The sequence below is a fragment of the Allorhodopirellula solitaria genome (genome assembly GCF_007859855.1).
Lineage (GTDB): Bacteria > Planctomycetota > Planctomycetia > Pirellulales > Pirellulaceae > Rhodopirellula > Rhodopirellula solitaria.
In genome coordinates, this window is record NZ_SJPK01000001.1 from 591,206 (window position 1) to 603,207 (window position 12,002).

Below are 12,002 nucleotides of genomic sequence, written 5' to 3' on the forward strand. Positions count from 1 at the left end.
CCAGCATCTGTTGTTCAGGCGTTCTCCGAACAGATTTCTCGGTAGTACTCAATACTCTGCTGCAGTCCTTGAGCGATCGTAACCGAGGGGGCGAACCCCAGTCGCGTGCGGGCCTGGATAATATCGGCCAACGAGTCGCGAACGTCTCCAGCGCGGGCCGGTTCGTGGATGGGTTGAATATCGCGTCCAAGCAGTTCGCGCAGCGTCTCGAGCAACTGCAGCAGCGTTGTCTGCTCTCCGCGGGCAATGTTAAACGTTCCTCCTGCGACACCGGTTTGCGTCGCCGCGAGCAAATTGGCATCAGCGACATCGCCGACATAAACGAAGTCTCGCGATTGATGCCCATCACCGTAAATGACGGGGCGCTCTCCAGAGAGAATCATTGAGACGAATCGCGGGATGACCGCACTGTATTCGCTCTGCGGATCCTGGCGGGGGCCAAACACATTGAAATACCGCAGTACGACTGTCTCGATATCGAACTCACGATTGAATGCAGCGCAGTAGCCCTCCGCTGCGAGCTTCGAGGCTGCGTAGGGCGACAGCGGCGCCGGTGGATCGGTTTCTCGCTTGGAGACAAACGTTGAATCACCATAGGCTGCACTCGTCGACGACAGCACGAAACGCTGGGTGCCCGCCTCCGCCGCGGCGGCGAGCAGTTCGACCGTACTCGTGGCGCACCATTGATGGCATAACCCAGGTTCGCGCATGCTGCGGGGGACGCTCGCCATCGCTGCGAGATGAAAAACATGATCGATGCTGTCGACGCTGCGTCGGGCTACGTTGGGGTCGGAAGCATCCGCTTGGATGAACTCTAGCCGATCAGCGTGCTCGCCCTGCTGCGAGCCCTCGAGGTTCTTTGCAAAGCCCGTCGATAGATTGTCGAGTACGCGCACTTTGGCGCCAGCGCCTAGCAATTTGGCTACCAGATGTGACCCAATGAATCCGGCCCCTCCAGTAACGAGACAATGGGCACCACGCAGGGAAGGATGATTCATGGAGTCGTCAGAAGATTATTGGAAAAAAGCAGAGTAAGAAAAATGCAAGCACCCACCGCAGCTGATCGGACTTGCACGCCCCCCACGCTGAGGTGGTAAGCGGCGATCCGGGAGATTGTTCCACATCCCGGCCCGGCTGAAAACCGGCGGGCGCGGTCCGCGAACGCGGCTTTCACAAGCCTCGAAACGCGGCAGCCACTTCCAGCGAAATCTCCGAAATCGACCGGTGGGTTGTATCGATGCTGTAGTCGGCAGCTTGGCGGTATAGCGGCTCACGCTGACTCATGACTGCGACGATCTCATCGGTTGGCGACATGCCAGTCAACGATGGGCGACGAGCACCCGTTGAATCATCGCCGGCGAGTCGTTCGGCAATCACCTTGGGGTCGGCATCGAGCCACACACACCAGCCCGTTGCGGCGATGACGGTTCGGTTCGCCGCCCGCAAGATCGCTCCACCACCCAAAGCGATCACGTGTGATGGGGAATCGCTCAGCGTGAGCAGAGCTTGTGATTCGCGTTCGCGAAATCCCGACTCACCCTCAGCCTCGAAAATCTCCGTGATCGAGCATCCGGCTTCCGACTCAATGAGATCATCCAGGTCCACGCAGGGCAGATCGAGCTGTTCGGCCAGCTGTTTCGCAACGCTGCTCTTGCCGCATCCACGATACCCAGTCAAATAGAGATGCTGTGATTTCATATTCACTTCTACGCGTAAACAATGATTCTTCATTGGATCGACGGCAGCTCGATCAATGCCCCGGCAATGTTGAGCCGAGGATCGTAAGGCCGAATGGCACTTATTTTATTTTTCGAAGCGCTCTTGGTAACACGACGGTGAGCGAGGATCATCTATTGACCACGCAAAGCACTGCATTTCCCTCGCTGACGCATCGGCTTACCAACCCAGCCATGCCCCAAACGGGGTCACAGCAAGTGGCATTCGCCGGTAAGGCCCCGGGTAACGCCGCCCACCCGGCCGCTGACGCGTCTCGGTTCTAGTAGTGGACGAGGCGACGAGTCCTGCGGCTTTGGACTCGTCGCCTCGTCCACTACGACAGAAATTGATCGTGCGTTGCTTACCACTGCGCTATCAACCGATGCGGGCAACACGCACGAGTGTTTTAGACCATCGACCGGCACAGGACAACGACCGCAATGCTTCATCGAGCGGCTCAGCGGGGCTGCGAGATTGGGCTCGTCTCATCCCGTCTCGGTTGCAAACGTCCGATTCGCGCAGCCGGCTCGGAAACCTCTGACGCGACCGCATCGGCCCCCTGGGCGCGTTGGCCGGCACCGTTTTGGGGCAGAGGATGACTCGGTGGCCGCAGAATCGAGAGCAGTCCGCTGGTTTGTCCCGACAGGGGAATCCATACACTATGCGAGGGCGCGATCAAGCGAGCGAGATTGAGAGAGTCCGTCCAATTTCCACTCGACATCACGATCGGCCGCCCACCTGCAGAGACGACAACGTCAGCGGGCAGCCATTCCCGTCCTGGGAGTGACCGGCAGACCCCTTCGACCCGAAGTTGAGCGGCGTACAAATCAAAGCGAAGAGCCAACGCGTCAAAGCCAAAATCCTGATCCGTATTGACGGTGAGTTCGCAGCCGAGATCCTCGGCGAGCCTCGGCAGAAGTGACGCTGACATCCAGCCCTCCTCGGCGGCGAGCTGGCCGGCGACGTTCACCGACCAATCTTGATCGAGTTGGCAGCGATCCACTGAAACCGTCCCTTTGCCTGTCACGCGATGCGGCAGGCTTTGGGTAAGCTGTCCGAGATCGATCTCTCGAAAATGGCCGGCGAGATTCAGCGTCCATGCGGGTCGTGTGAGCCCATCCTGGCGAGTTCCAGAGACACTGCCATCGAACATTGCCTCGTCGCCAAGGCGGCTTAGAAATGGGTAATAGTCGCTCAGCACCGCTAACGGCAACTGCACCTCGCCGGTTTGCATCGACCAGCTCGTTGTGGGAGGAGAGGTTGACCGATCTCGCGTGACCTCGAGGTGAACCCCGTCACTGTCCGGGCGGTAACCGGCCGGTATGCAGCGAACCGTCGCCCAGACCACGTCGTCGCGAGTTTCCAACCAGGCATCGAAATCCTGGATTGTCTGGGCTGTTGAGCTACCTCGCAGGGTCACGTCGTCGGCGGCAATTCGGACTGGCACGCGGGTTTGATCGGGGCGGCAGATGAAGCGGCTGTGCACCAGGCCGGCTACCTGCTCGAGCGACTCGACGCGGATTTCCGGTTGGCTCAACCGAATCACTGTGTTCTCGCTCTGTGAGATCCACTGCAGCGAGCGGACCGAGACGACAGGTTGCAGTGTCTCCGGATCGCTCAAACGCACCTCGGATAGCCGCCAGGTCGATGGGTCGGCACGTTCAAAATCGCCAATCTCGACGCGCAACCCCGTCATCAGGGCTACCTGGGACTCGATCGCTCGCCGCGCCCGCGCGTGGTACCAGGGCGTCCACGTGACCAGGATCGCCAGCATCGTCAGAGCCGTGGGAGCGGCGCAGCAGCCAACGAACAGCCATCGAGCGATCGCCCGCGTCGTCCGTTCGTGCATGGCAAATCCGTTCTAAGCGGAAACGAGTGGGAGGAGGTGCCCCCGAAACTACTCCAAGGCCGTTGTCCACGGGAATACCGGATTTGCAAAGTCCTGGATCAGCGGGGTCGCCACTGCCGCTGTCTGAGAAGTATGAAAGCTCGAGGGAGCCCAGAACGAGCCGCTGCAATTCACCGCTCAGGCAATGATCTCCGTCACCACTCGGCTTGGGTTCACCCCCGTCAACTTCTGGTCGAGCCCCTGGTAGGGGAACGTGAGTCGAGAGTGATCGATCCCGAGCAGGTGAAGCATGGTCGCATGCAGATCACGAACATGCACGGGATTTTCGATGATATTGTAACTGAACTCATCTGTTTTGCCGTACCGCATCCCGCCTCGAACACCGCCGCCTGCGATCCACGCGGTGAAGCAGCGGGGGTGATGGTCGCGGCCGTAAATATCGTGAGTGAGCTGGCCCTGACAATAGATCGTGCGGCCGAACTCGCCGGCAAAGACCACCATCGTGTCTTCTAGCAACCCGTGACGTTCCAGGTCAGTCAGGAGGGCGCTGGTCGGTTGATCGACGTCTTGGCACTGGGCGATCAAGTTCGGCGGCAGGCTGCTGTGATGGTCCCAGCCCCGGTGGAAGAGCTGGATGAAACGAACGTCACGCTGCGCCATCCGGCGGGCGAGCAAACAGTTGCGGGCGTACGAACCAGGCTTATCGATGTCCGGGCCGTACATCGCGAGCGTCTCAGCGGATTCACCGGAGATGTCCGTCAATTCCGGAACGGACGTCTGCATTCGAAACGCCATCTCTTGTTGAGCGATCGTGGTTTGGATCTCGGGATCACCAATCTCGCCAAAGTGTTTCTGGTTGAGGGTTCCCAGGCTGTCGAGCATCCGGCGGCGGACATTGGCATCGACACCCCGAGGGTTGGATAGAAAGAGAACCGGATCCCCTGCCGTTTGAAAGCTGGTGCCCTGATGTTTCGACGGCAGAAACCCGCTGCCCCATAAGCGTGAATACAGCCCCTGTACGTTCACCTTGCCGCCCCAAAACGCGGACGGCATCACAACATAATCGGGCAAATCTTTGTTCAGCGTGCCCAACCCATAACTCAACCATGCTCCCATGCTCGGTTTGCCTGGAATCTCCGATCCGGTGCTGAACAGCGTCTTGCCGGGATCGTGATTGATCGAGTCGGTGTTCATCGAGTCGATAAAACAGAGCTTATCAGCCTGCGTCGACAGGTGCGGCAGCAACTCGCTCATCCAGAGCCCCGACTCTCCCGCCCGCGCAAACTTAAACTTGGTCGACGCGATTAGTTGCGACTGCCCTTTCGTCATCGCGGTGACGCGTTGCCCCTGGCTGACGGACGCCGGCAGTTCCTGTTTGAAGAACTTGTCCAGGTTGGGTTTGTAATCGAACAAATCCATCTGGCTCGGTCCGCCCGCCATGAACAGAAAAATGACCCGTTTCGCCTTGGGAGTGTGGTGACAACCGTGGGGAAGATTGGATGCCCCCGGAGCCGCCGATCCGCGTGCGTTAGCCGACTGAGACAAAAGCGACGCCATCGCGGCCGTCCCCAGTCCCATGCCGGCATTGGTGAGGAAACGGCGACGGTTGTCCATGACAGCCAAACCTTCGGGAGTGATCCCATTTTCTCGAGAGAGCATCGTTCAATCCTTGGTTTTGGTGATGTCGAGGTTGTACAGGGTGCTCGCGAGCATCGTCCACGCTGCGAGTTCAGCCTGGCTATCCGCGTCTACTGCCGATTCAGTGGTGGTAGCGAGGGTGATATCCCGACAGACATCGGCGGCCAAATCGGGGGCAGTCTGATACTTCACAGTCAGATCGTCGAGCAGGGTTTGCAACACCGCCTTTTCCTGCTCATCGGGGAGTTGCGCGGTGACTGTTTCCCATAAAAACTCAAGTCGATCCTGCTCGGGTTGCTCGAGGGTTTTCGCTGCCAATTGACCAGCCGCCTTGAGGTACTCGGGTTCATTGAGCAACAACAATGCTTGCAGCGGTGTGTTAGTACGTTCCCGCCGAGCAATGCAGGCATCTCGATTGGGAGCATTGAGAATCGTCATTTGTGGTGGCGGCATTGCACGCTTCCAAAACGTGTAGACGCTGCGGCGATAGATCGCGTCGCCTTGGTCGGGCCGAAAGACTTGACCGGTCATCGAAACCGCTTTCCACAATCCAGCGGGTTGCGGTGGTTTTACGGCGGGTCCGTACATCTTCTCAGATAGCAATCCACTGGTCGCGAGAATCTGATCTCGAATCATTTCAGCGTCGAGGCGATAACGTGATCCGCGAGCGAGCAGGCGATTCTCAGGGTCCGCTTGGAATTCTTCCGGGCTCGCATCGGATGCCTGGCGGTAGGCCTCCGACATGACGATTTGCTTGACGAGAGACTGGATGTCCCAGCCCGACTCGGTAAATTCCACCGTCAGATGGTCGAGCAATTCGGGATGACTCGGCACACCACCTTGGTTGCCAAAGTCCTCCGATGTTTTGACGAGCCCCACGCCAAAGAACTGCTGCCAGAATCGGTTGACCGCCACGCGAGCGGTAAGCGGATTCTCCGGTTCAACGAACCACTCGGCCAAGTCCATGCGGCTGGCCACGTCGCCCGCAGTCTCGAGCGGCGGGAGGAAACCTGGGGTGCCGCGTGTGACCTGCTCGCCGAGAACGTCGTACTGGCCGCGAGTGCGGACGTACGTCGGCCGAACCTCGCTGCGTTCCTTCATCACCATCGCTCGGGTGACTTGACCGTCAACCTTTTCACGCTGCTTTTGCAGCTCCTTGAATTTACTGTTGAGCGTTTCGGACTCTGCGTCCTCCTGCGATTCGTCGATCTGTTGCTGCACTGCGGCGAGTTCAGAATCAAGTTGTGCAAGCCGCTCTGCTTGCTCTGGCGTCGGAAAGGAATCAAAGGGCGGTTGTAGACCGTTTTTGGGGCGAGCCCTCGTCTCAGGTGCCGCGTCGATGTTGTCGAAAAAAGCGTAAAGTGAGTAGAAATCCTTCTGCGTGATCGGATCAAACTTATGATCGTGGCACTGGGCACACTGCACAGTCAGGCCCATGAACGCGGTACTGACGGCGGTGATGCGGTCGACCACGTTCTTGAACTGGCTCTCCTCCGGCAACGCCGTGCCGACGTCGATGATCAGATGCAAACGATTAAACGCCGAGGCGATCAATTGGTCATCGGACGGTTCCGGGTATAGATCTCCGGCGATCTGATAGCGGAGGAAATCGTCGTAGGGCAAATTGTCGTTGAATGCACGAATGACCCAATCGCGATAGGCCACGTTGTTGCGATAGAAGTCCTTGTGCATGCCGTTGGTATCGGCGAAACGCACCAAGTCCAACCAATACCGAGCCATGTGCTCGCCGTACTCCGGGCGGCTGATCAGTTGATCGATGCATTCTTCCCAAGCCCGCTCGGGGGAGTCCTCGTAGGCCGCGAGGAATTCGTCGACCTCCGAAAGCGTCGGCGGCAAACCTGTCAAATCGAAGGTCACACGCCGGATCAAGGTGCGGGGGTCGGCTTGCGAGGCCGGTTGCAAACCCTTCTTCTCAAGTTGATTGAGCACAAAGGCATCGACAGGGGAATCGCTCCAAGTGCTGTTCTCAGGAGTCGGAATTTCGGGAGCCGATGGAGGTGAAAACGCCCAGAATTGTTCGTACTCACCGCCTTGTTCGATCCAGCGACGGATCAGCGATTGCTCTTCGGCGGTCAGCGGTTCCAAATGCGAATCCGTCGGCGGCATTCGCATCTCGTCATCATCGGTGCTGATCCGGTTCCAAACCTCACTATCCTCGGGGGAGCCTGGTTCGATCGCGTAGTTCAGCGCCCCCTCATCGCCGTCAGGCATATCAAGACGTAACCCCGCTTCACGCGACTCCGCATCGGGGCCGTGACAGGCAAAGCATTTTTCCGAGATCAGCGGTCGGATATCACGTCCAAATGATACCGCTGTGTCGGTCGCGGGCGACTCCTGAGCGGCCTCGGACGAAGTGTCCGAAATTTGGGAGGCATCGTCTGCATCGACGGAGATGGATACGACGGCTACCGCCAGCGCTGTGCAGATGCCAGCGGCCTGGCCCAAACGGCTGGCTCGAAAACGACAAAGGGGAGTATTCATGCTGGCCTATTCTAGCGGTGAGCCCACGGACTTCAACGCGCGGCAGGTTTGATTTTGAGTGCGGCGGACTGGGATAGATTGACGCCGCCCAATCGGTTCGGACACCTGATTGTAGCGGAAACTCTCTGCTCGATTGCCGCGATTCTCGCTTTGCATCGATACGGCGAGAGCGTGCCCTCGAGAAGACAAGCCATCCGGCGCGGCGTCTCCGTTGGCAGCCTCACCCGCACCGACTGTGCCATTTCCGACGTGCTACGCGCCGAGAGCCGGTTGCGTGCCAGGCTTAGACCAATCCGTACCACCACGAGAGCGTCACCATGGTGGTGACGAACACGAGTAGGCTCAGTGGGAAGCCGAGAGCGAGGTAGTCTCGCAGCTCATAGCCACCGACGCTGTAGACCATCGTATTGGTTTGATATCCAAATGGCGTCAGGAAACTCGCTGATGCCGCAACCATCACACAGACGACTAGCGGCGTGGGATCCATGTGCAGTCCCGTCGCGGCGGACCAGGCGATCTGGAACATGATGACAGCAGCGGCACTATTGGTGACCAGTTCCGTGCAGAACACAGTCGCGATGTAGACGGCAACCAGCATTTTCAACGGGTTCCCGCCGGCAAACTGCAGGAGCCCGCCAGCGATTGTCTCCGCCGCGCCGCTCATTCGCATCGCTTCACCGATCCCGATGGCCGAGCCGATAATGATGAGCACGGACCAGTCCACACTGCGCCTCGCTTCGCTCGTCGTGCAGCATCGGAACGCGATCATCGCGACGGCTGCGAGCATGGCGGAGGTCAGGATCTCCATCCACCCCAGTGCCGCGACGAGCACCATGGCGGTTGTGATCGTGATCGCAAGAATCGCCTTTTCATGCCGGCGAACTTCACCACGCTCCACGCGGCTGACCAGATAGAAGTCCTTCGAACTGCGTTGGCGATGCACGAATGACGGTGAGGCTTCGAGCAGAAGCACGTCGCCGGGCTCGATCCGGACATCGCCGAGTTTCCCCATCAACCGCCGTCCACCACGGGCAACCGCAACAACGGCAGCGTTGTAGTTGGAGCGAAACTTTCCTTCGCGGATTGTTTTGCCAATCAGCGAGCACTGGGTACTGACGACGGCCTCGATCAGGGTGCGCTGCCAAGCGGGAACCTCGAGCTTTCTGGATTGCTCGTCAGGGGTCGTCAGGCCGCGGATTTTCCTCAGGTCGACGACGCTCTCGAGAGCGCCGACGAGGATCAGGATATCATCACCATAGATCCGTTGGTCCGGTTTGGCGGCTTCGATACGACCATCTGCCCGCTGGATCTCGGCCACGTAGAGCCCGGGCAGAGCCCGCAGACCGGCCTGTTGGATCGTCTTGCCAACCAGCGGCCCGAGTGGAATGACCTGCATTTCCACCGTGTATTTTTGAGGGTCATCACTGACGCTCACCGGTGGTTTGCGTTCGGGCAGGATCCATTTCGACGCGTAGATCAAGTAGATCAGACCGATCAGGGTTGCCGGTAGGCCAGCGATCGCAGGGGTGAAGAAGCCCAATGTGGCCCCCTCGACTTGTTTCTCGGCGAAAAGATCGCGGATGATCAAATTGGTGCTGGTCCCCATCAAGGTGCACATCCCCCCCAAGATGGCCGCATAGGACATCGGCAGCAGCAGACGACTGGGACTGGCCCCGATCCGTTTACTAACGTCGTGCACGACGGGCAGCAACGCTGCGACGACCGGGGTGTTGTTAAGAAACCCTGACAAGGCGGCAACCGGCACGAGAATCCGTATCAGGGCGCTTCGCAGCCCTTTGACACCTCCGAGCAACCAGCCGGTGGCGTATTCTGTTCCACCGGTCAGCTCCAGACCTGAGACGATGGCGAACAGCAGGCCAATCGTGACGAGCCCCTTATTGCCGAATCCAGCGACAGCTTCGCTCGGAGAGGGCAGTTTGTCGGTGCCGCTAAGGTCTTGGGCCAACACCAGGACTGCCAAACCGGCCAACGCGAGCAGATCGGTCGCAGCCAATCGCATCGCCAGACTGACCAACAAACCGGCGGCGACAGCGAGCGTCAACCACATCTGCCAATCGGTCGGTAGCATCATCAATCGAGTGTTTCTAGGAGGGGAGGGCAAGATAATCGGGTGGCAGTGCTCTCGGAACACAGCTTAATTCAAAACCCCGATATCGTCGCCTCTGAATTGTCACTAAACTAGCCCCCGACCCTCTACCGCCCTCTCCCTCCCTCCCAACGCCCGCCTCATGTCTGAAACACCTCAGTCTCCTGCAGCGGTTGCTCCGCTGAGCTCCAGTCCGGCGCAAACATCGCGTCGCGGTCCATGGATCATTGCCGCCCTCGTTATTTTGTTGCTCATCTTGCACCAGGACAATTGGTTCTGGACCGACGGAACACTCGTGTTCGGGTTCCTTCCCATCGGACTGTTTTGGCACGCCTGCATCTCGATTGGTGCATCGCTGACGTGGTTTCTCTCGACCAAGATCGCCTGGCCGATCGATCCGGAGCTGGAGTCGGTCCTGGTTCCTGATACCGACGCGCCGGCCTCGACCGCCCCGCATGATCAAACCGCCGGACAGGGGGAAGAGAAATGATGGTTCTTAGTCATTTTCAAGCGTTCATCGCCCAAGCCGCAGCCGCCGACGGTGGCTGGTTGGCCCATCGAGGCTTGCCTCAATTCATAATCATCCTGATCTATCTTTCCCTGCTGCTGTTGCTGGGGGTTTTCTCCAGTCGTCTGTTTAAGGGGACAAAGGAGGATTATCAGGTAGCCAGCCATTCGATCGGCCCGTTCCTGTTGTTGATGAGCATTTTTGGCACAACGATGACGGCATTTGCCCTCGTCGGCAGTAGCAGTGAAGCGTTCAAGGAGGGCATCGGGGTGTACGGGATGCTCGCCAGTAGCAGTGGGATCATCCACTCGCTTTGCTTCTTTGTCATCGGAGTGAAAGTTTGGAAAGTCGCTCGCGTGCGTGGTTACACGACACAGATCGAGTTTTTCCGTGATCGGCTCGATAGCGATTTCATCGGCTTGTTGCTCTTTCCGATTCTCGTCGGACTCGTCATCCCCTATTTGCTCGTTGGCGTGATTGGTGGTGGAACCGTGATCCAAACGCTGACCGCGGGGTTGTCACCGGACTGGTTCCCCGTCCTGTTGCCCGACGGGTCACCCAACCGCGGAGTCCACGGCGGAGTCCCGCCCTGGCTCGGTGCGTTATTGATTTGCAGCGTCGTGCTCGTCTATGTCTTCATGGGCGGGATGCGAGGAACGACATGGGCCAATACGTTTCAAACGATGGTGTTCATGATTCTCGGTGTGGTGACGTTCATTATGATCGCCAATCGGCTCGGCGGCCAAGTCAACTTTATGGACAACCTACGGGTCTTGGGAGAGTCGATCCCTGAGAACCGGGCGACGCGATCGGAGATGAGCAAGAGCCTGTTCTTCACTTACCTGTTGATCCCGTTATCAGTGGGGATGTTCCCGCACTTATTCCAGCACTGGATGACGGCCAAGAGCGCCGCCTCGTTCAAGATTCCGCTGATTTGTCACCCGCTGTTCATCATGATCGTCTGGGTCCCCTGCGTGCTCGTCGGGGTCTGGGCCACAGGCGAATTGGCACCCAGTCTGCCGCTGATTCCTGGAACCGACAAAGTCAACGCGAATGCAGTGTTGCCGTTCCTGGTGAAAACCCAGACCGGCCCCGTGCTTGGTGGGCTCCTCGCGGCAGGCATTCTGGCGGCGATCATGTCGAGTTTGGATAGTCAGTTTCTGTGTATCGGCACGATTTTTAGTAACGACATCTACACGCACTACCGTGGCGCGGAGAATGTCAGCGATCAACAACAGGTGTTCTCGACGCGGATGTTCATCATCGGAGTGGTCGCGGTGACCTATTTCCTCAGCCTCGACAATCCGACGAGCGTCTTCGCCTTAGGTGTCTGGTGCTTCAGTGGGTTCAGCGCCCTATTCCCAGTCGTCTTCTTGGCCCTGTATTGGCGTGGTCTCAGCGCTGCTGGCGCGATCAGCGGCGTGTTCGCAGCAATTATTAGTTGGAGCATGCTGTTCTACCACGGTGTTCATTCACCCGAAGGACTGCGCGAGTTCAAGTTCCCCGTGAGTATCGGGGGCGAGGAGTATCTGATCATGCCGGTCGTGGTGATGTTCTTCAGCTGCTTGATCACAACTGTCGTCGTCTCCTGGGTGACTCCGAAACCCAATCAAGAGACCTTGGCAAAGTTCTTCAAGCCAGCTTGATACCGTTGCCAATGGCTGATTTTTCTTTTCGCGGTT

Annotated in this window: 8 protein-coding genes; 2 read left to right on the forward strand and 6 right to left on the reverse strand. The window is 58.5% G+C overall.

Features of this window, described 5'->3' with window-relative positions:
- Nucleotides 1-14 precede the first annotated feature (14 nt).
- The 6 genes from CA85_RS02270 to CA85_RS02295 all read right to left on the reverse strand — a co-directional run bounded on the left by CA85_RS02270 (nt 15) and on the right by CA85_RS02295 (nt 9,797).
- Complete coding sequence (locus tag CA85_RS02270; protein ID WP_146389649.1) at nt 15-998, reverse strand: SDR family NAD(P)-dependent oxidoreductase; 984 nt, start codon at nt 996-998, stop codon at nt 15-17.
- A gap of 172 nt (nt 999-1,170) precedes the next feature.
- Nucleotides 1,171-1,698 carry a shikimate kinase gene (locus CA85_RS02275; protein WP_146389650.1) on the reverse strand — a complete coding sequence of 176 codons (528 nt, stop codon included), beginning with the start codon at nt 1,696-1,698 and terminating at the stop codon, nt 1,171-1,173.
- Between the two features lie 475 nt (nt 1,699-2,173).
- Nucleotides 2,174-3,565: a hypothetical protein gene (locus CA85_RS02280; protein ID WP_146389651.1), complete on the reverse strand. Its 1,392-nt coding sequence runs from the start codon at nt 3,563-3,565 to the stop codon at nt 2,174-2,176.
- A gap of 177 nt (nt 3,566-3,742) precedes the next feature.
- On the reverse strand, nt 3,743-5,224 hold the full coding sequence (locus CA85_RS02285) for a DUF1501 domain-containing protein (protein ID WP_222435386.1): 1,482 nt from the start codon (nt 5,222-5,224) through the stop codon (nt 3,743-3,745).
- A gap of 3 nt (nt 5,225-5,227) precedes the next feature.
- Nucleotides 5,228-7,705: a DUF1553 domain-containing protein gene (locus CA85_RS02290; RefSeq protein ID WP_146389652.1), complete on the reverse strand. Its 2,478-nt coding sequence runs from the start codon at nt 7,703-7,705 to the stop codon at nt 5,228-5,230.
- Nucleotides 7,706-7,988: 283 nt separating this feature from the next.
- Nucleotides 7,989-9,797 (reverse strand): SLC13 family permease, encoded by a 1,809-nt coding sequence (locus tag CA85_RS02295; RefSeq protein WP_146389653.1) that lies wholly within the window; start codon nt 9,795-9,797, stop codon nt 7,989-7,991.
- Nucleotides 9,798-9,954: 157 nt separating this feature from the next.
- Here CA85_RS02295 and CA85_RS02300 point away from each other — a divergent pair, with 157 nt between their 5' ends.
- Both CA85_RS02300 and CA85_RS02305 read left to right on the forward strand, forming a co-directional pair.
- Nucleotides 9,955-10,302 (forward strand): DUF3311 domain-containing protein, encoded by a 348-nt coding sequence (locus CA85_RS02300; protein WP_146389654.1) that lies wholly within the window; start codon nt 9,955-9,957, stop codon nt 10,300-10,302.
- Nucleotides 10,299-11,966, forward strand: a complete 1,668-nt coding sequence (locus CA85_RS02305; RefSeq protein WP_246112419.1) for a sodium:solute symporter family protein — start codon at nt 10,299-10,301, stop codon at nt 11,964-11,966. Before CA85_RS02300 ends, CA85_RS02305 begins: the two co-directional genes overlap by 4 nt.
- Nucleotides 11,967-12,002: the final 36 nt, after the last annotated feature.